Origin of the sequence: Paraburkholderia caffeinilytica, assembly GCF_051027425.1 — a bacterium.
GTDB classification, from domain to species: domain Bacteria; phylum Pseudomonadota; class Gammaproteobacteria; order Burkholderiales; family Burkholderiaceae; genus Paraburkholderia; species Paraburkholderia caffeinilytica_A.
Genome location: NZ_CP186553.1, coordinates 1,960,984 through 1,985,010, shown reverse-complemented (window position 1 = coordinate 1,985,010; position 24,027 = coordinate 1,960,984). Strand labels below are relative to the sequence as shown.

Below are 24,027 nucleotides of genomic sequence, written 5' to 3'. Positions count from 1 at the left end.
TGTATGCGCCATTTAACCTAAGACCTGCAATGCTTCCAGCAAGCCGGTCACGTCGGCAAACTCGCGATCGACCGCGGGTAATTCGGGCCGCCGCAGCATGACGACCGGCAAGCCTCGTTCGCGCGCGACTTCGAGTTTCGCTTCGGTGGCGCTGCCGCCGCTGTTTTTACTGACGACGACATCGAATGCTTCCGCGCTGAACAACGCTCGCTCATCTTCGAGCGTAAACGGGCCGCGTGCCGCCAGAATTCGCGCGTGCGCGTTACCTTCGTATGGATCGAGGCAACGTATCGTCCAGAACTGCTGCGGCGGAATGTCGTCGAGATGCGCGAGCGGTTCGCGTCCGAGCGTGAACAGCGGCCGCCTGAACGAAGCGAGCGCGGCCGTCAGTTCGGCCCAATCGTCGACCATGCGCCAATCGTCGCCGGTTTGCGGCTGCCATCCCTCGCGACGCAGTGCCCAGCACGGCACGCGCGCGGCCCGGCTCGCCTGCGCGGCATTGGCGCTGATCTGCGCGGCGTACGGATGCGTCGCGTCGATCACGAGGTCAATGCGTTCGTCTTCGATATAGCGCGCCATGCCCTCGCTGCCACCGAAACCGCCCACACGCACCTCGCACGACAGATCGTCCGGCACCTTGCCGAGGCCCGCGAGACTGTACACGTGCTCAGCGCCGAGCTGTCTTGCGATCCGCAATGCGTCGCCGGTACCGCCCAGCAGCAGGACCCGCGTCATTGCGCGGCTCCGATCAGATTGCCCTGGCGGTCGATAGCGAACATTTCGACGGCAACCTGCGGCGGCACGATATTGCGTGCGACGGCGAGCGCATGACGGCAGACGATATCGCCGAGCGGCACGTGTTGGGCGTGCGCCAATGCAACAGCCTGCTGACTCGTATTGGCTGCGAGAATCGCCGCCCGCAAGGTGTCGTCCGCGCCATAGTCGGCGGCCCATGTAGCAAGCCGCTCCAGATCGATGCTCGAATTGCGGCTATGCAGATCGAGATGTCCGGCTGCCAGCTTGCTGAGTTTGCCGAAGCCGCCGCACACGCTCAAACGTTCGACCGGCGCGCGCCTCATATGCTTGAGCACCGCGCCGACGAAGTCGCCCATTTCGATCAGCGCGATATCCGGCAGACCGTAATGCGCACGCATGGCGTCTTCGCTCGCGTTGCCGGTGCAGGCCGCGAGATGCACGTAACCGTTGGCGCGCGCGACGTCGATGCCCTGATGAATCGATGCGATATAAGCCGAGCACGAAAACGGCCGCACGATGCCGGTAGTGCCGAGAATCGACAAGCCGCCGAGAATGCCGAGGCGCGGGTTCATCGTTTTCAGTGCGAGTGCTTCGCCGCCCTCGACACCGATCGTCACCTCGAAACCGCCTGCGTATCCCTGTTCGGCGGCGAGATCGGTCAGATGCTCGGTCATCATCTTGCGCGGCACCGGGTTGATCGCCGGTTCGCCGACCGGCAGCGTGAGGCCGGCGCGCGTCACCGTGCCGACGCCCGGCCCTGCACGGAATATCACGCCCGGTTCAGCGCGCAAGCGCACGCGGGCGAATACGATCGCGCCGTGCGTGACGTCCGGGTCGTCGCCGGCATCCTTGACGGTGCCCGCTTCCGCGCCGTCGGCGGTCGGGCGGCAGAACACCAGCGGCATCGGCACATGCTGGCCCTTCGGCAATACGATCTCCGCGACCTCGCTGACGACTCCCGCGAGCAGCAGACGCGCGGCCGCGAGCGACGTCGCGGTGGCGCAACTGCCGGTCGTATAGCCGCTACGCAGCGGCGCGGGTTGTTCGGGCGTTTCTTCGCGCATTACGGGTGAGGTGGTGAGTCGGCTGAACGGGTGGACCTGCTGGATATGGCGCTCGTGCCTGAGGTGCCGTTGGTGCCATTCTTACCGTGCGCGCTGTTCGTGCTGGAGAGGCCGCTCGTGCTGCTGGCCAGCTTCGTGACATCCAGCAGCGTGATCGGCAGCGCCTGGCGCCACGTATCGAAGCCGCCGAGCGGCTGGGCGTCGGCCAGCGCGATGCGGGTCAGCGTGCCGCCATGTTGCTCCCGCCACGCCACGAGCGCCGCCTCGCCTTGCAGGGTGACCGCATTGGCGACCAGTCTCCCGCCGTCGCGCAAACGCGCCCAGCAGGCATCGAGCACGCCCGGCACCGTCACGCCACCGCCGATGAACACGGCATCCGGCACAGCGAGTCCTTCCAGCGCATCGGGCGCGCGGCCGGCCACCAGTTGCAAACCCGGCACGCCCAACGCATCGCGATTGTGTTCGATGAAGCGCTGCCGTTCCGCGTGCCCTTCGATCGCGATCGCGCGGCAAGTCGGGTGCGCGCGCATCCATTCGATGCCGATCGAGCCGCTGCCCGCGCCCACGTCCCACAACAGTTCACCGGGCGCCGGCGCGAGGCGCGCGAGGGTGATCGCGCGGACGTCGCGCTTGGTCAACTGACCGTCGTGGCGAAAAGCGTCGTCGGGCAAGCCCGAGGTCAGCGGCAAACGCGGGGCGCCTTCCGTTGCACGGCATTCGAGCGCAATCAGGTTCAGCGCCGCCACTTCCTGTGCCGACCATTGGTCCGCGCGCCCGTCGATGTGCCGTTCCAGATCGCCGCCCAAATGCTCCAGCACGGTCATCCGGGTCGCGCCGAAACCACGCGCGTTCAGCAATTCGGCCAATGCCGCGGGCGTGCGCCCGTCGGCGCTGAGCACGAAGACACGCGCGCCGTCGTGCAAATGAGCATTCAGCGTCGGCAACGGCCGGCCGACCAGCGAAACTGTCGCGACGTCCTGTAACGGCCAGCCAAGCCGCGCGGCCGCCAGCGACAACGACGACGGTGCGGGCAGCACCCGCAACTCACCCGCCGGCAACTGCCGCGCCAAGGTCGCGCCAACGCCGAACAGCATCGGATCGCCGCTCGCCAGCACACACACGGCCCCGTTACGCTCCGCCAGCAACGGCGCGAGATCGAACGGTTTCGGCCATGCCGCACGGCGGGCGGCCAGGCGCGCCGGCAGCATCGCCAGATGCCGTTCGCCGCCGTAGACCACCGACGCCTCCAGCAAAGCACGCCGCGCGGGCCTCCCCAAGCCGGCGAAGCCATCATCGCCTATGCCCACCACGGTCAGCCATGCCGGCATGCATCCATCCTCATTCTGTATCTGCAAATATTGCGCTGTGCCACGCCGATCAAAGCGTCCAGCCTCGTTGTGCTGTTCGAAAAAAGGCATAATACAGCCGCCGGTGCCCTTCGGGGCCGAAGAGGGAACACAGTGTCACTGTGGCTGCCCCCGCAACTGTATGCAGCGAGTCCGCCTGCGCTCCGCGCCACTGGTTCGACCGGGAAGGCCGCGGCGGACCACGACCTGCCAGCCAGGAGACCTGCCGGCGAGACTGTTCGTGCCAGCCTACATCGGGCGGGGTGTACCGATGCCGCAGCCATGCCGCCTTGCGGCTTGCTCGGGCCGTCGCGCGACGCTAAACCCGGTGTCCGTCTTGAATCAAGCTTCGCCCTCCACTGTTTTGCCCAACGCGGCCCAGGTGCTGCGGCCCTCGGCGTGTCCGGGGCTGCTGCGCATCGTCGCCGCGCGCGACGGCGGGATTTGCCGGATCAAATTGCCCGGCGGCGAGCTGAGCGCGGCGCAAGCCGCGGTGATTGCCGACGTGAGCGAGCAGCATGCGGCCGGTGTGATCGAGTTGACTAATCGCGCGAATCTGCAGGTGCGAGGCGTGCGAAGCGGGCATGAGGCGGCGTTGATCGCGGCGTTGGTCGATGCGGGTCTTGGGCCGGTGCGGACGACTGGCGCTGTGGATGCATCCAGCTTGCTGTCCGCGACGTCGGCGGATACTTCAGATACTTCGGACGCATCTCGACTCGGCGCTGCAGACGATGTGCGCAATGTGATGGTGAGCCCGGTTGCCGGGCGCGATCCGTTTGCGCTGTTCGACACGCGATCGCTTGGCGCCGAGCTGCTCACCTTGCTGCAAACCGAAACGCGCTTCGTGGGACTTTCGCCGAAATTCGCGCTGCTGCTGGATGGCGGTGAACGCCTTGCCAGGCTCGATCATCCGCATGATGTCTGGCTGGCCGCGACGCAAGCTGAAGATGGCGTGCGGTTTGTGTTTGGGTTGGCGGGTTGTCCGCCTGGGATGGTGAACGCGGGTATTGAAGCCGATGCCGATGCCGATGCCGATGCCGATGCCGATGCCGATGCCGATGCCGATGCCGATGCCGATGCCGATGCCGATGCCGATGCGTTCCAGCATACCAACTCGCGTGGCCTCGTCGAGCATTCTCGTTCGAATAACACGGCGGGCCTCGCCGAGCACGCTGGCTCGAATGCCACAGGCGCCCTCGCCGCCGTGCTCCCCGCGCAAGTCACGGATCTGGTTCGTGCATTGCTGCACACGTTCCTCGATCTGGCCGCCGCCGACGCCACGCGCATGCGTCATCTGCTCGCCACGCATTCCGTCGATGCGCTATTGCAACACGCCCAACCGTATGTCGATTTCCCGCTGTCACGCGATCCGTCGCTCGCAAACTGGCAACGCGGCACGCCTGCCGATGCCGCGCTGCGCCTTGGCGCGCACGCACAGCGCGTGGTGGGAATGCTGCACGTAGGCGGCCAACCGCCGCTCGGACGCCTCGACGCCATCACCTTGCGCGGCCTCGCCACGCTCTCGCAACAGCAAGGCAACGGCACGCTGCGCGTGACGCCCTGGCAAAGCGTCCTGCTGCCCGATATCGCTGCCAATGCAGCACCCGCCGTGCTCGCAGAAATGAACGCGCTAGGCCTCGCCTGCGATCCCACGCAGCCTCTTACGCGCCTGATCGCCTGCGCCGGTTCCACAGGCTGCGTAAAAAGCTTCGCCGATACCAAAGCTGACGCACTGCTTTTAGCGGATCGCTTGCCCGACGGCGTCGACGTCCATCTGAGCGGCTGTTCGCGTTCATGCGCCGCCGCGCATTGCGCGCCGTACACGCTGCTGGCCGTGGCGCCCGGCATCTACGACCTTTATCGCCGCGACGGCCAGCCGGGTTTCGGCTCGCGCGTCGCGCACCAACTCACGATCGAACAGGCCGCCGACATGCTCGACCCATTGGCACACCTGACCCGGAGCTTTCCAGATGCTTGATTACATTCGCGACGGTCAGGAGATCTATCGCCAATCCTTCGCGACGATCCGTGCGGAGGCCGATCTCGCGCGCATCCCCGCCGACCTCGAAAAGCTCGCGGTGCGCGTGATCCACGCTTGCGGCATGGTCGACATCATTGAAGATCTCCAGTTTTCTGAAGGCGCGGGTACCGCGGGGCGCACGGCGCTGGCACAAGGCGCGCCGATTCTGTGCGACGCCGGCATGGTGGCGCAAGGCATCACGCGCGCACGGCTGCCCGCGAACAATGAAGTGATCTGCACGCTCACGCACGAGGACGTGCCTGGATTGGCACGCGAACTCCGCAATACGCGCTCGGCCGCCGCGCTCGAATTGTGGCGGCCGTATCTGACCGGCAGCGTCGTCGTGATCGGCAACGCGCCGACCGCGCTCTTTCATCTGCTCGACATGCTCGATGCCGGAGCGCCGAAACCCGCGCTGATTCTCGGTTTTCCGGTGGGGTTTGTCGGTGCGGCCGAATCGAAAGCCATGCTCGCTGAAGACAGCCGCGGTGTGCCCTATGTCGTGGTTCACGGCCGGCGCGGCGGCAGCGCGATGGCCGCAGCCGCTGTGAATGCACTGGCAACGGAGGTCGAATAAATGACCGTGCGAGGACGTTTATTCGGACTCGGCGTCGGCCCCGGCGACCCCGAACTCATCACGCTGAAAGCGCTGCGTTTGCTGAAAGCGGCACCCGTAGTCGCGTATTTCGTTGCGAAGGGAAAAAAGGGCAACGCCTTCAGCATCATCGAGGCGCATTTGCATGATGCCCAGCAGCATCTGCCGCTCGTCTATCCCGTGACCACCGAAGCGCTCGAACCGCCGCTTTCGTATGAAGCGATCATCGCCGACTTCTACGACACCGCCGCGCAGATCGTGGCCGGCCATCTCGATGCGGGCCGCGACGTCGCGGTGATTTGTGAAGGCGATCCGTTTTTCTACGGCTCGTACATGTATTTGCACGACCGTCTCGCGGCGCGCTTCGAAGCCGAAGTCGTGCCCGGCGTATGCTCGATGCTCGGCGGTGCAGCGGTGCTCGGTTCGCCGCTGGTGTATCGCAATCAGAGTTTGTCGGTGCTGTCCGGCGTGTTGCCCGAAGACGAGTTGCGTCGGCGTCTCGCCGATGCGGACGCTGCCGTCATCATGAAACTCGGCCGCAATTTCGATAAGGTGCGACGCGTGCTCGGCGAACTGGGCCTCGCGCATCGTGCGCTCTACGTCGAACGCGCGACGATGGGCAATCAGCGCATCGTGCCGCTCGCCGAAGTCGATCCGATGGCGTCGCCATATTTTTCGCTGCTCGTCGTGCCGGGGGAAAAATGGCAAGCATGACGCCACCTGCGATTGTTATTCTCGGTACGGGCGCGCTGGCGACTGCGCGGCGCATTCAGACGTTGTATGCGGGGTGCCAGGTGCACGCGTTGCAGGGGCGAGTCGAGGCTGATGTCTCTTATACGGAGCTCGGCGCGCATTTGTGTGATCTGTATACGCGCGGCACGCCGATTGTCGCGTTGTGCGCTGCGGGGATTGTGATTCGTTGCGTTGCGCCGTTGCTGTCGAACAAGGGCGCCGAGCCGCCGGTGCTGGCTGTTGCCGAAGATGGCAGCGCGGTGGTGCCCCTGCTTGGCGGGTTGGCAGGCGTCAACGTGATGGCGCGCGAGATTGCGGCAGCGCTGGCTGTGGCGCCGGCGATTACGACGAGCGGCGAACTGCGTTTCGGCACGTGCGTGCTCAATCCGCCTGAAGGCTATACCCTCGCCGATATAACGCAAGGCAAGCGCTTCGTGTCGGATCTGCTGGCGGGCGAAAGCACGCGGGTCGAAGGCGAAGCGCCCTGGCTCGATGAGGCGCAACTGCCGCGCTCTGAATCGGCGCGCTTGGCGATTCGCGTGACGCCGCATGCGTGGGATGGGCGTGATGATGAGTTGGTGATTCATCCACGGAGTGTGGTGGCGGCGGTGACGAGCACAGCGGTAACGGGTGCTGGTGCTGGTGCTGGTGCTGGTGCAGAGATTGCAGCACGTGTGTGCGAGGCGCTGAACTCGCATGGGCTTGCGGTGCTTTCCCTGGCGGCACTGCTGGCTCCGGCCGATCGAATAGCCGACCCGGCTCTGGCCGACGCCGCCACGACCCTGAACGTCCCGCTACGCTTCACACAAACGCGTCCCGAAGACGGTGAGCCGCCCGCCAACCTGTTGCATGCCGCGCTGCGCGTCCCTTATCAAACGCTGCATGACGACGCGGACGCCGGAGTCGCGCTCGCGTTAGCAGCGCTGGCAATCGACCCGGCCACGATCGGCCGTGCACGTGGCCGCCTGACGGTGATCGGCCTCGGCCCCGGCAGTGCCGATCTGATGGTGCCCGCCGCAAGAACAGCGCTGAACGAAGCCACCGACATCCTCGGCTACGAAACCTACGTGAAAATGGCCGGCCCCTTGCGCGCCGATCAACGCGTGCACGGCACGGACAATCGCGAAGAGATGCAGCGCGCGCGTCATGCGTTCGAACTCGCCAGCACCGGACGGTCAGTGGTGATGGTGTCGTCGGGAGACCCCGGTGTGTTCGCGATGGCGGCTGCCGTGCTTGAAGCGCTCGAAGAAGTATCCCCGACGAACCCAGACTGGCGCGCGGTTCAACTTGCCATCGTGCCGGGCGTATCGGCGGCCATGGCGACCGCGGCGCAAGCCGGCGCGCCGCTGGGCCATGACTTCTGCATGCTATCGTTATCCGACAATCTGAAACCGTGGACCATCATCGAAAAGCGCCTCCGGCATGCGGCGGAAGCGGATCTGGCGATGGCGTTCTACAACCCGATCTCTCGCGCACGGCCGTGGCAGTTGGATAAAGCTTTGGACATCGTGCGGGAATATCGCACCGCAGCCACGAAAGTCGTGCTCGGACGCGACATCGGCAGGCCGGGCGGCACGCTGCGTACGATCACGCTCGGTGAACTGCGCTCGACCGATGTCGACATGCGCACGATGGTAATCGTGGGATCGTCGACGACGCGGGCGTTTGCCAACGGCGTCGACGGTGGCGAATGGGTTTATACGCCGCGGTGGTATGAGTAAGCACGTTGCTCGCTACGCTGCGACCTTCAAATCGTCAATCGCCCGCTGCTTCACACCCAGATCGTCCCATAGCTCGGGATGGCACGTGAACACCAGAATCTGGTGCCGCGTAGCCGCATCGATCAATGCGCGCTTGATCGCATCGCGCCGCGTCGCATCGGTATGCACGGCGGCATCGTCGAGCATCAGCAAGGTGGGGCGGCCCGACGCCTTCAAAAGATCCGCATACGCGAGGCGCGTCAGAATGCCCAGTTGCTCCCGCGTGCCGAAGCTCAACGCGTCGAGCGTATCCGCGCGGCCATAGCGATCCAGCGTCGCGGGACTCAGATCGTCGCCGAGTGCAATCGTCGACTGCGGGAAAATCCGCTTCAGGTAGTGGCCAAGGCGTTCGGTCAACGGCGCATGCAATTGCGCTACGGCCGCGTCGCGTTCGTCGACGAGCACTTCGTCGAGCAGGCTCAACGCGCTTGCCCGTAAGCTGAGTTCATCCTTGCGGCGCGTGGCTTGTTCCACCGACGCCTTCACCGCTGCAAGACGCTCCCCCAGTCCGGACGCGCCAACCGTCTCAAGCTGACTGCGCAACTGCGCAATTCGTACTTGTCGTTCGTGTTGTTCGTTGCGCGCGAGCTCCGCCGACGCGCGATAGCGCTTCGCTTCAGCCACCGGATCGTCGAGACGCGCCGCGCCCAATTCGCGCTCTCGTCCTTCGCGCTGCTTCTTCAGCGCCTCGACCTGCACACGCTGTTCGACGATCTTCGTTTGCCATTGCGCACGGTTGCGGCAAAACGTTTCGTCGGCCAGTTGCGCTTCCTTGCGTTGCAATTGAGCGGCGAGCGATTCTGTCGTCGCCGTTGCTGTGGATTTCTTTTCCGCGGCCTGCGTCAGTGCTTTTCTGGCGGCTTCAAGTGCGTCACGCGCTATATCGGCGTTGCGGCGAGCTTCGTCAAGCGGCGGCGCGGCGGATACATCCGGCAAGATCGCCAGCCGTTCATTCGATGCTTGCAGCCGTGCAGCGACCGAAGCCAACGCAGCACGCAGTGCGTCGATTCCCTGCGGTGCATGCACTTCAAGAATCTTCGCGTGGCTTTTCTGTTGAGCGACCAGCGTTTTCCATTGCTCGTGCCGGCCCTCTGCCTCATTCAGCGACGCCACGCCCAGCGCCTGCAACAACTGCGCATGCTGGGCGTCGAGCGACGCCAGCTCGGACAACCGCGCCGGCAGATCGGAAACGCCCGGAATCACCCGCAATTCGCCGAGTTCGCCAAGACCGATCCGTTTTTCCTCGTCGAGCCGCAGCACGCCCTCGCCGCTCACCTTCGCATCGCCGACGGTGATCGCGCCATTCAAGCGGTATTCGATGCGGGTCATCGCCGCTTCGGTGCGCGCGCGCAGCACGGTCAACTCGGCATCGAGCGATTGAAGCCGCTTCAATTGCGCGCCGTCGATTTCGACCGCCGCCGCGGCACGCGTCGCTTCCAGCACGGCCTCGTTTGCTTTGCCGGCGGCCGCAATCGCCGCTTCAAGCCGCGCGCTTTCGGTGCCGTGCAGCGCAATCTGACTGCGCAGATCGCCGGCGGTCACCGCTGCGTTCGCCAATTCGAGCGCGCGGCTGGCATCGGCGTACGCCTGCTCGAATTGCGTTACGCTCGCCTGAGCCTGCGCGTGTTCGTTCTGAACCGCCGACACGTTGGCCCGCGCGGCGTCGAGTTGCTGCCGATCGCGTGCAACGGCCGCTTCCAGTTCGTTCGCCGCCTGCTCCTGTTGCAGGGAAAACGCCAGTTCCGCTTCACTCAATTGCAGCGAATGCGAAAGCCCCTGAAGACTGCGTTCGAGTTCCGCCGCGGCATCGGCACGCGTTTGTGCCTGCACGGCCTTCTGCTCATGAAGCTCCCAGGGGCGCTTACGCTGCGCATCGTCGAAGGCTTCCTGCTGCGTGGCCAGACGCACGATGTTCTCGTCGAACTGCTGGCGCTGCCGTTCGAGATCGTCGCGTTCAACGGTCAGCGCCGCCAACGCCTGTTCCGCCTCGGCCAGCGGCCCGGTGGACTTCTGCGTACGCGCTGTGAGCAATTGCCGAAGCTCACGCTGCACCGCGGCGATCAGCGCATCTTCACCGGCGGATTCATTGCCGCCCGAGAGTTGCGAAAGCGCATCGCGCAGATACTGCGCCGCGTGTCCGGTGGAATCGCGAACCTCCTGCGTGCCGCCTTGTTGCACCCACAACAAACCGGGGACGCCGGCATTCTCCGCCTTCAGCGGTCCACGCGCGGCACGCGAAAAACCGAGCAGCGCGGCGAGCTTGTCTTCCGCTTCGTCCTCGCCGAACACCGCCTGACCGATCTTCAACTCGCAACGCTGCCGCGTGACGAACTGCTTCGAGAGCCTGCACGCTGTACCGTCCAGATCGAACGTCACTTCAACCGACGGCTGCCCGCTCGCCTTGCCCCACGGCAACAAATCTTTCAGATGCGAAGCCTTGTAGCGTTCGAGGAACGCCGCTCGCACGGCTTCGGCGATCGTGCTCTTGCCGGCCTCGTTCGGGCCGGTGAAGAGATTGAGTCCGGGTTGCAGATCGTCGATCACGAGCCGTCCGGTGAACTGCTTGAACTCCTGAATCGCGATACTTTCCAGCTTCATGCGGACCTCGCTTCGCGCGGCAGTTCACGTTGAAAGCGCGCCAGAAGCAACAACGCCTCGGCCGCGCGCTTGACCTGCTGCGGATCGGACTGCGGGTCCTCCTGCAAGCCGCGCAGTCGCGCCACCACTTTTGCCAGGTAGCCGCTCTGCGCGCCGAGTTCCGCGAGGTCGTCGGCGGTGGGCAGCACCTGCAGGCCGCTCAGATCGACGCGCAACGCACGCACCCGCGCGCGGGTTTCCTCCACCGCGACGTGAATCGCTTCGGCCTCGGCCAGCGCCGTCGTGCCGCTGACGGTGACCCGCAGCACGTCGTGACTGCCTAATGCGCCGAGGCGCATCTTGAGCGAGTCCACGTCGGTCGGCACGGAAATCGTCTCGTCCCAGCGATGCCATTGATATTGACCGACCCGCACCGCTTCAACTGCCGGCACGGCGCCCGGTTCGGTCAGCGTGACGTCGAGCATGAAACCCGGATCGTTGCCGCGAAAGCGGTCCTGCTCATGCGTGCCCGCATACCAGGTACGCTCGTCGACACGCAAATGACCGTGCCAGTCGCCGAGCGCAAGATAGTCCAGACGCGCGCTCGCGGCACGCGTCGGCGCAATCGGGTTCGACGAGTCAATGCCCTCCTGCAAAATCCCGCTCACGCTGCCATGCGCGAGTCCGATGCGGTGATAGCCGTCCGGCGTCTCCGTTGTGTCGAAGAAGCCGGTGGTGTCGTCGTAAGTGATACGTTGCGTGAGCGGGGCGCAGAGCAACGCGCATTTGCACGCGTCGAGCGTCACTACGCCCGGTTCGAGCACCACGCGCACGTTCGGCGCAATGCAGTTCAGGCGCTGCGCGCGAGTCCACACACTCTCGACCAGCGCGGCATCGTGATTGCCCGGCAGCATGATCCACGGCCCGGAAAACGCTTGCAGCGCACCGAACAAACGGCGGATCACCGTGTCCGATACCGTCTGCAGGTCGAACACGTCGCCCGCGACCAGCACGGCGTCGACCTTGCGCGCCGCCGCTTCCTCGGCGATCCGGCGCACGGTGTCGAAGCGCGCTTGCGCGAGATGCGCCGCTTCGTCCGGTTCGAACTGGCCGAATTGCGTACCTATCTGCCAATCCGCGGTGTGCAGAAACCTGATCACTGTGCCTCCATTCCGTTCAATTGCATCGCCTCGCAGTCTAACCGCACATGTTACCGCGCCGGCGGGTCAAAGAATGTCCAACACCGGCGCCACATAGCCGGAACAGCAGCGCTACACTCGCGTTTCCGGACCAGCACGCCAATCGCACCGCACCATTCCAATCGAATCGAACTCCGCTGCCCCGCTGCCGATGAACAAAGAAACCGAACTGAAGAAGGCCAAGCGCACGCCGTTGCTGCTGCTGGCGGCCGCCGCCTGCGTTTTCGTCGTCACCGCTTTCATGCCGCGCGGCCTCTGGGTGGACGGCATCAAGGCCGTGGCCGAAGCAGCCATGGTCGGCGCGCTGGCCGACTGGTTCGCCTTGGTCGCGCTGTTTCGCCGGGTGCCGATTCCAATCGTCTCCGCGCACACCGCGATCATTCCGAAGAACAAGCACAAGATCGCCGACAACCTCGCGGTGTTCGTGCAGGACAAGTTTCTGGACGTACAGTCGCTGGTCGGCCTGATCCAGAAACACGACCCGGCGCAAAGCATCACCGGCTGGCTGACCAAACCGGCCAATACCGCGCGTCTGGGCGACTACGTGGTCAAACTGACGGGCGGCATCCTCGAATTGACCGACGACGTGCGCATCCAGGTCTTCATCAAGGACGCGCTGCGCGACGTGCTCGCCAAAGTCGATCTGTCGCAATCCATGGGCTCGATTCTCGACACGCTCACCAAAGACGGCCGTCACCAGGAACTGCTCGACGCCGGCATCGAACAGGTGGTGGCGCTGCTGCGCGAACCGCAGGCGCGCGAGTTTATCGCCGAACGTATCGTCGAGTGGGTGAAGAGCGAATATCCCAAGATGGAGATGATTCTGCCGTCGGCGTGGCTCGGCGAAAAAGGTGCGGACGCGATCGCCAACGCGGTGAACCGGATGCTCGAGCAGATCAGCGAGAACCCCACCCATCAACTGCGCCAGAAATTCGACGACGCGGCCCAGAAGCTGATCGTCAAACTCAAGAGCGACCCGGCGTTCCTGCAAAAAGGCGAGGAATTGAAGCGCTATCTGGTGGAAGGCGAAGCGCTCAGCACCTATGTGAAAGACATGTGGGGCGAATTGCGCGCATGGCTCAAACGCGATCTGCAAAGCAGCGATTCGGCCCTGCACGCCAGAGTGATGGCAATGGGCCAATGGGTCGGGCGCGAACTGGCGCACGACCCGGCGTTGCGTCAGTCGCTGAACGATCATCTGGAAGAAGCGGCGCGGGCCATGGCGCCGGATTTCGCCCAGTTCCTCACGCGCCATATCAGCGACACCGTGAAAAACTGGGACGCGCGAGACATGTCACGGCAAATCGAGCTGAACATTAGTAAGGATCTGCAATACATCCGCATCAACGGGACGATTGTGGGCGGCTTTATCGGCCTGCTGCTCTATGTAAGCTCGCAACTGTTCGCGCTGTTGCGTTTGCACATGGGCTGAGGGATCGGTCCTCCGCGAGTCAAAGCGCCTACAATTCGGGCATATGAATTGCTCATGCGCTTTTACCTGACTGCCGCCGTCTCCTACGCGCGCCCTCAATAAAAGCGACTGCGCCACAACATCGAGAAGTGTGCTTATGAAAATATCGTTACCGCCGCACGGAACACCGAACCGCGTGTATCCGCCCGGCGCTCCCAGTCTGCATGGTTTGGCCTCGATCATCACGGGCGTCGTGGTGGTGTGTGCGCTTTACTTCGGCCGCGAAGTGTTGATCCCCATCACGCTTTCCGTGCTGCTCAGTTTTCTGCTCGCCCCACTGGTGCAGGCGTTGCGGCGCTTGCACATGGGTCAACTGCCGTCGATTTTTATCGCCGTACTGTTCGCCCTCGCCACCTTACTGGCCGTCGGCGGGCTGATCGGCGCGCAGCTGGTGCAACTGGCGGGCGATCTGCCGCAGTATCAGGTTGCGATCGAGCAGAAGATCGAGACGGTGCAGGAGAAAACCGTCGGCCGGGCCGATTCGCTGATGAGCCGCGCCGCCGCCACGCTCCAGCGCGTGGCGCCGAGCAAGCCGGCTCCGCCGCGCCTCACCGGGCGCGCGGCGCGCAATGCCCCCGCGGTGCCGACACCGGTTGAAGTGCACGAGCCGGCGCCCACGCCGATGCAGCTCGCGCAACGCGCATTGTCGCCTGCGATCGCGCCGATCGAGACCACCTTCATCGTGCTGGTCGTCACGATCTTCATCTTGTTGCAGCGCGAGGATCTGCGCGACCGTTTGATCAGTCTTTTCGGTTCGCGCGATCTGCACCGCACCACTACCGCGATCAACGACGCCGCCGGGCGGCTGAGCCGCTACTTCGTTGCGCAACTGGGCGTGAATCTCAGCGCGGGCGGAGCCATCGCAATCGGTCTGGCGATCATCGGCGTGCCGGGGGCGCTGCTGTTCGGCGTGATTGCCGCCTTGCTGCGCTTCGTGCCGTATATCGGCATCTGGATCGCCGCGATCCTTGCCGTGTTTCTCGCCGCCGCCATTCAGCCGCAATGGACCATGGCGGTCTATACGCTGATCCTGTTTATCGTTGTCGATGTGGTGGCCGGACAGATTGCCGAGCCGCTGTTGTACGGCCACCGCTCGGGGCTGTCGCCGCTGGCGGTGGTGGTGGCAGCGATTTTCTGGAGCTGGCTGTGGGGGCCGATCGGCCTCGTGCTGTCCACGCCGCTTACGCTGTGCGTGGTCACCTTGGGCCGTTACGCCGACCGTCTGAACTTTCTCACGGTGCTGCTGGGTGACCAGCCGGCGCTCACGCCCGCTCAGAATTTTTATCAGCGCCTTCTGGCGGACGATCCGCACGAAGCCATCGTGCAGGCCGAGCGCCTGTTGCGCGAGATGTCGCTGATCGATTACTACGACAACGTCGCGCTGGAGGGCCTCAAGCTCGCGCGCAACGACGCGATGCGCGGGGTTTTGATGCCCGAGCAATTGGCGAGAATCAATGACGCGCTAGTGGACATCGTCGAAAACCTGGAAATCGCCGACGGACTGCCGGATCGCCTGTCGCGCACGGATCATGCTGAGACCGCCGACGCGCAATTGGCTTCGGCGTCCGCCGATCTTTCGGAGCGGCACGAGAGTCACATTTCAGCGCGCCCACCGGTGCGTCATGAAATCGAAAAGACCTCGGTACTGTGCGTACCCGGGCGCGGCGCATTCGACGAGGTCTCCACCGCAATCGCCGTGCAATTGCTCGGACGTCAGGGGCTTGCACCGATGATGGCCACGCACTCGGGTTATCGCAGCGCGCATGCCGACGAACCGAGCTTCAAGGACGCGCCGATCATCTGCATCGTCTCGCTCGACGCGCCGGAGTCGCCGCCGTATCTGCGCAATATGCTGCGACGCACGCGGGAATGGCGGCCGAGGGCGACGGTGGTGGTCGGCGTCGGCGGTGCGCCGGAAGGCGGCCCGGAGATGGGCGCGACCGGCGCTTCGCACGCGGCGCCGACGTTCCGCGCGATGATCGAGGAATGTCAGGCAGGCGCAAGCCTGCAGCACACGCGCCAGCCTTCGCATACGGCTGGGGCGGACTAGACGTACCCAAAATGAGGACAGCCGCGTCTCCCCCCTCCTTCATACTTCACGTGCCGATTTGCACCGCCTCCGAAGAGCGTCTATGCCCCGGCGGGCAATCCATCTGCACCGAAGATCCAGGAGACAGGCATGAGCCGCAGCTTCAAACCCTATCCGTTCACGCCCCGCCACTATGCGGGCGTGGCGCCGCCGCTGGTCGACGGGCATGATCCCGTACGGCGCGCCGTAGCGATCGTCGGAGGCGGTCCGGTAGGCATGACGCTGGCGCTCGCGCTGGCCCGTCAGGGCGTGCGCTCCGTGCTGATCGAGGCCGACGACGGCGTCTGCACCGGCAGCCGCGCGATCTGCATTTCACGGCGCAGTCTGGAGATATTCAAACGCCTGGGTGTAGTACACGGTTTCCTGCAGAAAGGCCTGCCGTGGACGGGCGGCCGCAGCTTCTATCGCGATGCCGAAGTGTTCCGCTTCGCCATGCATCAGGACGATGAGCAATCGCTGCCGCCGATGATCAACATCGCGCAATACCAGATCGAACAGTTGCTGCTCGACGAAGTGGAACAGCACGCCGATCTGATCGAAGTCCGCTGGCAAACCCGCGTGACCGGCATCGAACAACATAGCGGCAACGGCACGGCTGGCGCGACGCTTGATCTACGCACCGCTGACACCGAATGGAAAATGCGCGCGGATTGGGCCGTCGCGTGCGACGGCGGCCGCAGCACGATTCGCGAGGCACTGGGCCTCAAGCTCACCGGTACGACGTACGAAGGCCGCTACGTGATCGTCGATATCGAACTGAAGAGCGCGCGCCCCACGGAACGCCTCGCCTATTTCGATCCGCCCTCCAATCCCGGCTCGACGGTGCTGGTGCACAAGCAGCCCGATAACGTCTGGCGCATCGACTACCAGCTTCGCGACGACGAAGACCCCGAGGCTGCGGTCAAACCTGAAAACGTGATGCCACGTGTGCAGAGCGTGCTCGACTCGATGGGCGAAACGGGTGAATGGTCGCCGATCTGGATCACCGTCTACAAGGCCAACGCATTGACGCTCGAACGCTACCGGCACGGTTCGGTGCTGTTCGCGGGCGATGCCGCGCATCTCGTGCCGATTTTCGGCGTGCGCGGCGCGAATTCCGGTATCGACGACGCCGACAATCTCGGCTGGAAACTCGGTTGCGTGGTCAACGGCATCGCGTCGGACCGTTTGCTCGACAGCTACAGCGACGAGCGCGTTTTCGCGGCGCGCGAAAACCTGAGCTACGGGATGAAGAGCACGGAGTTCATGGCGCCGCCCTCGTTCGCATTCGATCTGATGCGCAATGCCGTATTGGGACTTGCCGAGCGCCATCCTGCTGTGCGCCCGTTGATCAATCCGCGGCAGACGCATGCGATTGCGTATGTTCAGTCGCCGCTTAATCGGGTTGCAGACGAGGCATCGGGCACATTCGCCACAGGCCCGGCGCCAGGCACGGTGCTGCCGGAGTGCCGCCTTCAACGCGTGTGCGACGGCGTGGTAGTTGATATTCATCTCACCGATCTGCTGGGACCATGTTTCACCGCATTGCGCTTCGGCGCCGACGTGGCGCAAGACGAAGCGTGGCAGCAATTGCAACATGTGCTCGGCGAACACAGCATTCCATTCAAAGCAGTCACGCTGGTGACGAGCGACGCGTCGCCGCGCGCCACCAGCGCACATGGGGTCGATCCGACGGGACGCCTGCATGAAATGCTCGACGCGACGCCGGGCACCGTCTATCTGATCAGACCGGACGGCCATGTGCTCGCCCGCTGGCGCGACGGCAGCGCGGCGAACGTGCAAGGCGCCGTGACGGCCTGTCTGACGGACTGACGCAAGAGGAACCCCACCATGACCGATAGCGAACTCGACCTCGTCTACACGACGCTCTGCAAGACATTGACCGCTGAGGGCGAAGCACAAGCGCCCTTGTATCTGGCACGCCTTGCGCTGCTATTCATGACGGAACTCGATGACGCGCAGCGAGCGTTGTCGTTGATTGATGCGGCGAAGCTGCAGCAGTCTTCCGCGGTGGCTGCGTGATGCAGTAGGAGTATGACGTGGGACCAAAGAAGTAAGACATAAAGCAAAAAAACGCCCCGCTGAGAATGCGGGGCGTTTTTTTGTAGCAACAATTCTACTGTCGTGGATACAAACCCAACGTGCTCGCATGCAGGCGCGCGAGTCCGAGCAACGCATCCGTGTACGGTGTCGGTACATCGGTAAGCTGCCCCAGTTCACGCACGGCGGCCACCAGTGCATCGAGTTCGACAGCCTTGCCCGCTTGCACATCCTGCAGCATCGACGTTTTCATCGCGCCGAGTTTGAGCGTGACCTCGTGGCGATCGGCCGGTGCCTGCTCGATCGGAATACCGAAGCGCGCGCCGATCTCCTTCGCTTCCAGCATGATGCTCGTGACAAAGTTGCGTACCAGTTCGTCGCTGAGTATCCGGTCGGTCGTCGCACCGGTGATGGCGCTGATCGGATTCATCGTCATGTTGCCCCACAGCTTGTACCAGACGTCGCGCTGAATCTGCTCCGACATCGACGCGTTGAAGCCGGCCGCGACCAGCGTGGCCGTTAGCGCCTTGACGCGTTCGCCCGGTTGCCCCGACGCCTCGCCGACGATCAGCCCATTGCCCTGATGATGCCTGATGACGCCGGGCGAATCGATCAGACAGCTGGCATGCACCACGCAGCCTACTGTTTGCGCAGTCGGAATCGCGGCGACGATCGCACCCTCGGGATCGATCGACTTCAGCCGCTTGCCGGCGAAATCGCGGCCGAGCCCGTCGCAGAACCACCACGGCACGCCGTTCATCGCCGTCAGCACAATCGTCTGCGGATTCAGCAGCGGCGCAATATGCGCGGCCACCGACGCCATTGCCGGACCCTTGACCGCCACCACGACGAGGTCCTGCACGCCGAGATCCGCCGGCTGTTCGCTCGCCTTCACCTTCACGGTATGCGTCACGCCGCCTTCGATCAGGCGCAAGCCGTGCTGCTGCAACGCGCCGAGCGTCGCGCCGCGCGCCACCACGCTCACCTCATGGCCGGCCTGCGCGAGCTTGACGCCCATCCAGCCGCCGATTGCGCCTGCCCCGTAGATTCCCACTCTCATCGATTCAATCCTTGCGTTAATTCCCAGGCCGATCTTCGACTCAGTGTTCCCGTCGATCTTCGACTCAATCCTTGTAGCTCGCGTCGATCCGATCCACGCGCCGTACCAGCGCGTCGAACACATCCTGCCCCGCGCCATGGCGCGGATCGAATTGCAGCGAGTCGCGCGAGCAGCGGATCGCCACCTCTTCCGGCACCGGCCGTGCGCGGCCCATCGCGAACGTGGCCATCTGGATTTCGCACGCGCGGTTGAGCGTCCACAGAATAGCGAAAGTCTGCGGCACCGTGTGGCCCCATGCAAGCAAACCATGATTGCGCAAAATCACCGCCTGCCGGTTGCCGATATGTTCGAGCAGACGCGGCCCTTCTTCCGCATGCACCGTGATGCCCTCGAAGTCGTGATACGCGATGCGGTCGTGCAACTGCGCGCTATAGAAGTTGGTTTGCTCCAGACCGTTTTCGAGGCAGGCCACGGCGACGCCGGCCGTCGTGTGCGTGTGCATCACGCAGTGCGCATCGGCCACGCCTTCGTGAATCGCCGCATGCACGACAAAACCCGCGGGATTCACCGGATACGGCGAGTTGTCGAGCACACGCCCTTCGCCGTCGATCTTCACGAGATTGCTCGCCGTCACTTCGCTATAGTGCAGGCCGAACGGATTGATCAGGAAGTGGCGTGCGTCGCCGCTTACGCTCGCCGGCACGCGCAAGGTGATGTGGTTGTAGATCATCTCGGTCCAGCCGAGCATATCGAAGATGCGATAGCACGCGGCCAGTTGCACGCGCGCCTGCCATTCGTCGGGATGCATCGAGGCGGGTTTCGGCGGGGGCGTTGCTTGCATTTCAAGAATCGTCATCAGGGTCTCCGTTGTTGCCGTTCGCTATCGTCATGTTTAGCCGTTGTGGGCCGCAGCCGTGGGGCATAGCCATGAGTCACAGCCATGCGTCACGGCCATGAGTTACAGCCGTTATGCGCCCGCCACCACCGCTGCAATCGACGACGCCACATAGCCGGCGTTGCGTGCATTCAATCCGGCGACGCACATGCGTCCCGAACGCAGCACGTACACGGCGTATTCGCTGCGCAAACGCTCGACCTGGGCTTCGCTCAAACCCGTGTACGTAAACATGCCGCGCTGCGCGACGTAACGCGCTCGCATCACTTCATCGACGCGGCCCGCCAGACCTTCGTGAATCGTGCCGCGCATGGCCAGAATCCGTTCGCGCATGCCGGCGAGTTCCGCTTCCCACGAAGCGCGCAAGGACGTATCCGACAGTACGCTAGCCACGAGGCGCGCGCCATGCGTAGGCGGATTGCTGTAGTTGGCGCGCACCGCCGACATCAGTTGACCGAGCACGCGAGCGGCCTCTTCCTTGCTCTTGCACACCACGCTCAATGCGCCGCAGCGCTCGCCATACAGTGAGAAATTCTTCGAGAACGAATTGGCGGCGATCAGCGGCACACCCGCATCGGCCAGCAGACGCACGCAAGCGGCGTCCTCTTCGAGACCCGAGCCGAAACCCTGATATGCCATGTCGACGAACGCAATCAGTTTGCGGCGCTGCAATACCGGCACCAGTTCCGCCCATTGCGCCGGGCTCAGATCGACGCCGGTCGGATTGTGGCAGCACGCGTGCAGCAGCACGATGCTCTGTTCCGGCAGGCGGCCGATCGTGTCGATCATGTCGGCGAAACGCAGGCCGCCGGTGTGTTCGTCATAGTACGGATAGGTGTTGACCGTGAGGCCCGCGCCTTCGAATACCACGCGATGGTTTTCCCAGCTCGGATCGCTGATCCAGATCTGCGAACCCGGGAAATAGCGCTTCAGAAAATCGGCGCCGACTTTCAGCGCGCCTGAGCCGCCGATTGTTTGCAAGGTCGCAATCCGGCCCGCTGCGCGCGCTTCGTTGTCCGCGCCGAACACCAGTGCTTGTGCTGCATCGCGGTAGAGCGGCAGGCCTGCCATCGGCAGGTAGGAGCGCGGGCCGATCGAATCGAGCAGCGCGGTTTCGGCGCGCCGTACGGCGTCCATCACCGGCAGTTTGCCGGCGTCGTCGAAATAGATGCCGATGCTCAGGTTGACCTTGTTAGGCCGCGGATCGACTTGAAAATCCTCGTTCAGGCTCAGAATCGGGTCGCCCGGATAGGCGGGAATGTGGTCGAACATGGCAATTCCTTGAGTGGAGCCCTGCGTTGGGCCTGAATATGGGTCTGACTGCAGGCCTAGCTGCGGGCCCGCGTGTGCCCCGAGTACGGACGGGTCCAGCCCTGCCCTGGCCGCGTGGGCGAGACGGAAGTCTAAGCGGGTTTCCCGCTTCGCGTCGATCAGGATAAGTGTCGACCAATGGCTCGCCAGATACAATCAATCGATTTTTCATGATTAGTAAGTTTTTCTTTAGAATCGCCTGATGCCACTCACACGCGTCACCATTCGTCAGTTCGAAGCGTTTCTCGCTATCGTCGATTTGCACAGTATCGGCGCGGCGGCGGAACGGCTCGGGCTGACCTCGTCGGCGGTCAGCCAGTTGCTGGCCGACCTGGAAACGGAACTGGGCTTTCGCCTCTTCGACCGTACGACGCGGCGCGTCAATCTGTCGAGTGCGGGACAGGATTTTCTGTCGTCGGCCGAATCGGTGTTGCGCCATGTGCGCGCCGCCGCCCAATCCGCCGACGACATCCGCAATCGCGCGGCCGGCATCGTGCGAGTCGGCGCGCCACTGGTGCTCGCGGCCACCGCGCTGCCGGCGGCCATCGCCGAATATGCACGCGGCAAACCGAAGGTGGTCGTGCGCATTTGCGACACCGTGGTCGAACAACTGGTGGAGCGCGTGGAAAGCGGCGACGTGGACCTGGCAATCGGCCCGGATCGCCAGAGCGGCACGCGGGTGCGCTGCGATCCGGCCTTCGCGAGCCCGTGGGTGATGTGGTGCGCGCCGGCGCATCCGTTGAACGCGCGGCGCCGGGTGCAGTGGCAGCATTTGCGCGACGTGCCGATTATCGCCACCGGCCGCGATCACGAGCGCGCAGTCGAACAGATGCTGGCCAATCTGCCGGTGGAGGCGCGCATCATCCCCGTGGACGTGGTGGACAACGTCACCACGGCCTTCGGTCTGGCTTCACAGGGGCTTGCCGTCACGCTCGCGCCCGCCTATGTCGCGCCGCTCGCGCGCACTTTCGGGCTGGTGATGAAGCGGATTGTCGATCCGGAAACGATCCGTGAGGTGTGCGTGTATCGCTCGACCGAACGTGCGCTGTCGCCGCCCGCGGACGGATTCGCGGAATTCATCATGCCGTGGCTGAAGCGCTGGGATCGCGAGACGCAGGCCGATGCACGGGCGAAACGCGGGTGATTTTTTCGGCGCGAACTCAATGGCGGTTCGCGCGATTCCATGGCGGCAAATAAGTTGCGGTGCAGTCAATCTACGGCCACAACGCACGTCACACGCAGAATCAGGACCGCTCAGGCAGCAGACATAGCGCGAACAACTGGCGTTGGCTGGAGATACCCAGCCGCGCGTAAGCGCGTTTCTGATAGGTAATCACGCTCGTGGTTTTCACGCCCATCTGTTCGGCGATCTCGGTTGCACTTGCGCCTTCGAGCACGCCACGCAGCACATCGATCTCGCGTGGCGTAAGCGCCGGGCAGGCACGTCGGACACGTGCCAGCATTGCGGCGGCCGTCCCTCGCTGATGCTGTCCGTTGAGCGCGTAATGGCTTTTCGCGGCGTGCGCGAACAGATGCGCCACGCTTTCCACGTGTTCCAGTTCGCCCGGCTGGAACATGCCGTAGGCGCTGTCGCGATACAGATTGATCGACAGCCAGACGCTTTCCACAGGTTGCAGGAGCAACGATAGCCGGTCGGACACATTGGGCTGTGCGTAGCAGGCAGCGCGATAGGCTTCGTTTTCGATTTCTTCGCTTTGTTGCTGGTGCAGCACCAACGCCTCGCGCGCCTGTTTCGCCGGCGGACAGCCGACGATGGCGCGATTGCCGTCGAGCGCATAGAAGTGCGTGGCGTAGCGGTCGGCGACATCGCGGAGAAAGCGGCCGCCGCGATGGTCGGCGGCGGAGACAGTGCGCGGCCGCGCGTCGAATTCGTAGGCAAAAATCGTGCACTGCGAAACGGGAAGCGTGTCGCCAACGGTTTTCAGAATGCTTGCAGCGAGCGCGTCCGGGTCGGCATGCGAGATCGACATGACGAGATCGGTAACACGCGAAGTGTCGATGTGTCCGCTGCGAGGCGGTGTGGATATGCGCCAGGAACGCATGATGAGCGCGGGGTCATGGTACGGGGTTTTCGGTTCGGCAAGCGTAGCACAATGAAGCATTACGCCTGCCGCTGCGCTGCTTTCACGGCGAGCCTCGGTCACACCCTTAGCCCCTGCGTCCGCCCCAAGGCGAACGAAAAAACTACAGCGTTCCCAATTTGACAGCGAGGAAATCGACCAGCAAGCGTGTTCTCTGCGGCAAGCGCCGCGTCTTCGCCCACATTGCATGCAACGGCAAGGGCGTAAGCTGAAAATCCGCCAGCAAAACCTCCACCTTTCCTGCCTCGATCCATTCCTGAATCTGCCAGAATGCAGCGATCCCTATCCCCATCCCGCCCAGCACGCCGGCATTGACCGCAGCCACCTGATTGCTGTCAAAACGCCCGGCCACGTTCACCACAATCTCGTTGCCGTCGGACGACGTAAACGCCCACCGCCCAGGATACGGCACGCCGGTTCGAACGACACAATCATGTCTCGCCAGATCCCGCGGATGCGACGGTCTGCCGTGTTCGGCAAGATAACCAGGCGCGGCGAACACCACTCGCCGAAGCGTGCCGATCCGTCGCGCCACCAGCCGTGAATCCGGCGTTTCGCCAATGCGGATCGTCACATCCGCCCCCGTCTCAACCGGATCGCGATATGCGTCGCTCAGATCGAGCGACAACTGCAGTTGCGGATGACGCTGCAAAAACTCCGCGGCGAGCGGCGCGATGAATTGCGGTCCGAACAGCGTGGGTGCGTTGATCAGCAATCGGCCGGTGAGCCGATGCGCTTCCTCGGCCAGTTCGGTGCGCGCCAGTTCGAGTTCGGTCAGCGCGCCTTTGACACGTTCGTAAAACCGCATGCCGGCAGCGCTCGGCTGCGAGGTGCGCGTAGTTCGCGCGATCAAGGTCGACCCGTGCGCTCGTTCGAGCACCTGCAGCGACCGGCTGACGGCCTGCAACGACCGGCCAAGGCGTCGCGCGGCGCTCGTCAGACTGCCTTCCTCGACAATCGCCACCAGGGTTTCCAGATCGCGCAAGGCATCCATCGCCGATTCTCCCGTT

Annotated in this window: 19 protein-coding genes and 1 riboswitch; of the genes, 9 read left to right on the top strand and 10 right to left on the bottom strand. The window is 64.1% G+C overall.

Annotated features, from left to right (window positions below; all coding sequences use genetic code 11):
* Nucleotides 1-12: 12 nt before the first annotated feature.
* Genes ACOSV0_RS29340 through cbiE form a run of 3 tightly spaced genes read right to left on the bottom strand, consistent with a single transcriptional unit; the run spans nt 13 to nt 3,148 of the window.
* Nucleotides 13-735, bottom strand: a complete 723-nt coding sequence (locus tag ACOSV0_RS29340) for a cobalt-precorrin-6A reductase (protein ID WP_434110584.1) — start codon at nt 733-735, stop codon at nt 13-15.
* Nucleotides 732-1,820, bottom strand: coding sequence for a cobalt-precorrin-5B (C(1))-methyltransferase (locus tag ACOSV0_RS29335; RefSeq protein WP_434110582.1), 1,089 nt, complete (start codon nt 1,818-1,820; stop codon nt 732-734). Before ACOSV0_RS29335 ends, ACOSV0_RS29340 begins: the two co-directional genes overlap by 4 nt.
* Nucleotides 1,820-3,148, bottom strand: coding sequence for a precorrin-6y C5,15-methyltransferase (decarboxylating) subunit CbiE (gene cbiE / locus ACOSV0_RS29330; protein ID WP_434110581.1), 1,329 nt, complete (start codon nt 3,146-3,148; stop codon nt 1,820-1,822). Before cbiE ends, ACOSV0_RS29335 begins: the two co-directional genes overlap by 1 nt.
* A gap of 84 nt (nt 3,149-3,232) precedes the next feature.
* Nucleotides 3,233-3,411, top strand: a riboswitch (cobalamin riboswitch).
* Nucleotides 3,412-3,494: 83 nt separating this feature from the next.
* Here cbiE and ACOSV0_RS29325 point away from each other — a divergent pair.
* Genes ACOSV0_RS29325 through cobJ form a run of 4 tightly spaced genes read left to right on the top strand, consistent with a single transcriptional unit; the run spans nt 3,495 to nt 8,234 of the window.
* The gene (locus tag ACOSV0_RS29325) at nt 3,495-5,144 is read left to right on the top strand and encodes a precorrin-3B synthase (protein WP_434110579.1); all 1,650 of its coding nucleotides are present in this window, start codon (nt 3,495-3,497) and stop codon (nt 5,142-5,144) included.
* A complete protein-coding gene (locus tag ACOSV0_RS29320; protein ID WP_434110577.1) occupies nt 5,137-5,763 on the top strand; it encodes a precorrin-8X methylmutase in 627 nt (208 codons plus the stop codon). Before ACOSV0_RS29325 ends, ACOSV0_RS29320 begins: the two co-directional genes overlap by 8 nt.
* On the top strand, nt 5,764-6,495 hold the full coding sequence (locus ACOSV0_RS29315; RefSeq protein ID WP_434110575.1) for a precorrin-2 C(20)-methyltransferase: 732 nt from the start codon (nt 5,764-5,766) through the stop codon (nt 6,493-6,495).
* The gene (cobJ, locus tag ACOSV0_RS29310) at nt 6,492-8,234 is read left to right on the top strand and encodes a precorrin-3B C(17)-methyltransferase (protein WP_434110573.1); all 1,743 of its coding nucleotides are present in this window, start codon (nt 6,492-6,494) and stop codon (nt 8,232-8,234) included. The genes ACOSV0_RS29315 and cobJ overlap by 4 nt, the downstream gene beginning before the upstream one ends.
* A 12-nt stretch (nt 8,235-8,246) precedes the next feature.
* Here cobJ and ACOSV0_RS29305 read toward each other — a convergent pair whose 3' ends face one another.
* Nucleotides 8,247-10,871, bottom strand: coding sequence for an AAA family ATPase (locus ACOSV0_RS29305; RefSeq protein ID WP_434110571.1), 2,625 nt, complete (start codon nt 10,869-10,871; stop codon nt 8,247-8,249).
* The gene (locus ACOSV0_RS29300) at nt 10,868-12,010 is read right to left on the bottom strand and encodes a metallophosphoesterase family protein (protein WP_434110569.1); all 1,143 of its coding nucleotides are present in this window, start codon (nt 12,008-12,010) and stop codon (nt 10,868-10,870) included. The genes ACOSV0_RS29305 and ACOSV0_RS29300 overlap by 4 nt, the downstream gene beginning before the upstream one ends.
* A 190-nt stretch (nt 12,011-12,200) precedes the next feature.
* On the opposite strand from ACOSV0_RS29300, the gene ACOSV0_RS29295 reads away from it, so the two are divergent.
* The 4 genes from ACOSV0_RS29295 to ACOSV0_RS29280 all read left to right on the top strand — a co-directional run bounded on the left by ACOSV0_RS29295 (nt 12,201) and on the right by ACOSV0_RS29280 (nt 17,631).
* Nucleotides 12,201-13,481: a DUF445 domain-containing protein gene (locus ACOSV0_RS29295; protein ID WP_434110568.1), complete on the top strand. Its 1,281-nt coding sequence runs from the start codon at nt 12,201-12,203 to the stop codon at nt 13,479-13,481.
* Between the two features lie 136 nt (nt 13,482-13,617).
* The gene (locus tag ACOSV0_RS29290; RefSeq protein ID WP_434110566.1) at nt 13,618-15,570 is read left to right on the top strand and encodes an AI-2E family transporter; all 1,953 of its coding nucleotides are present in this window, start codon (nt 13,618-13,620) and stop codon (nt 15,568-15,570) included.
* A 129-nt stretch (nt 15,571-15,699) separates the two neighbouring features.
* Nucleotides 15,700-17,421, top strand: a complete 1,722-nt coding sequence (locus ACOSV0_RS29285) for an FAD-dependent oxidoreductase (RefSeq protein WP_434110564.1) — start codon at nt 15,700-15,702, stop codon at nt 17,419-17,421.
* Nucleotides 17,422-17,439: 18 nt separating this feature from the next.
* Nucleotides 17,440-17,631, top strand: coding sequence for a hypothetical protein (locus ACOSV0_RS29280; RefSeq protein ID WP_434110563.1), 192 nt, complete (start codon nt 17,440-17,442; stop codon nt 17,629-17,631).
* Between the two features lie 94 nt (nt 17,632-17,725).
* Here the strand turns inward: ACOSV0_RS29280 and ACOSV0_RS29275 are convergent, their stop codons facing one another.
* The 3 genes from ACOSV0_RS29275 to ACOSV0_RS29265 form a co-directional block, all read right to left on the bottom strand.
* On the bottom strand, nt 17,726-18,709 hold the full coding sequence (locus ACOSV0_RS29275; protein ID WP_434110561.1) for a 2-dehydropantoate 2-reductase: 984 nt from the start codon (nt 18,707-18,709) through the stop codon (nt 17,726-17,728).
* A gap of 64 nt (nt 18,710-18,773) precedes the next feature.
* Entirely contained in the window at nt 18,774-19,565 is a 792-nt protein-coding gene (locus ACOSV0_RS29270; protein ID WP_434110559.1) for a class II aldolase/adducin family protein, read from the bottom strand.
* 111 nt (nt 19,566-19,676) lie between these two features.
* Entirely contained in the window at nt 19,677-20,876 is a 1,200-nt protein-coding gene (locus tag ACOSV0_RS29265) for an aromatic amino acid transaminase (protein ID WP_434110557.1), read from the bottom strand.
* Nucleotides 20,877-21,117: 241 nt separating this feature from the next.
* On the opposite strand from ACOSV0_RS29265, the gene ACOSV0_RS29260 reads away from it, so the two are divergent.
* Nucleotides 21,118-22,059: a LysR family transcriptional regulator gene (locus tag ACOSV0_RS29260; protein WP_434110555.1), complete on the top strand. Its 942-nt coding sequence runs from the start codon at nt 21,118-21,120 to the stop codon at nt 22,057-22,059.
* A gap of 100 nt (nt 22,060-22,159) precedes the next feature.
* Here ACOSV0_RS29260 and ACOSV0_RS29255 read toward each other — a convergent pair whose 3' ends face one another.
* Both ACOSV0_RS29255 and ACOSV0_RS29250 read right to left on the bottom strand, forming a co-directional pair.
* The gene (locus ACOSV0_RS29255; RefSeq protein WP_434110553.1) at nt 22,160-22,978 is read right to left on the bottom strand and encodes a helix-turn-helix transcriptional regulator; all 819 of its coding nucleotides are present in this window, start codon (nt 22,976-22,978) and stop codon (nt 22,160-22,162) included.
* 142 nt (nt 22,979-23,120) lie between these two features.
* Nucleotides 23,121-24,011 carry a LysR family transcriptional regulator gene (locus ACOSV0_RS29250; RefSeq protein ID WP_434110552.1) on the bottom strand — a complete coding sequence of 297 codons (891 nt, stop codon included), beginning with the start codon at nt 24,009-24,011 and terminating at the stop codon, nt 23,121-23,123.
* Nucleotides 24,012-24,027: the final 16 nt, after the last annotated feature.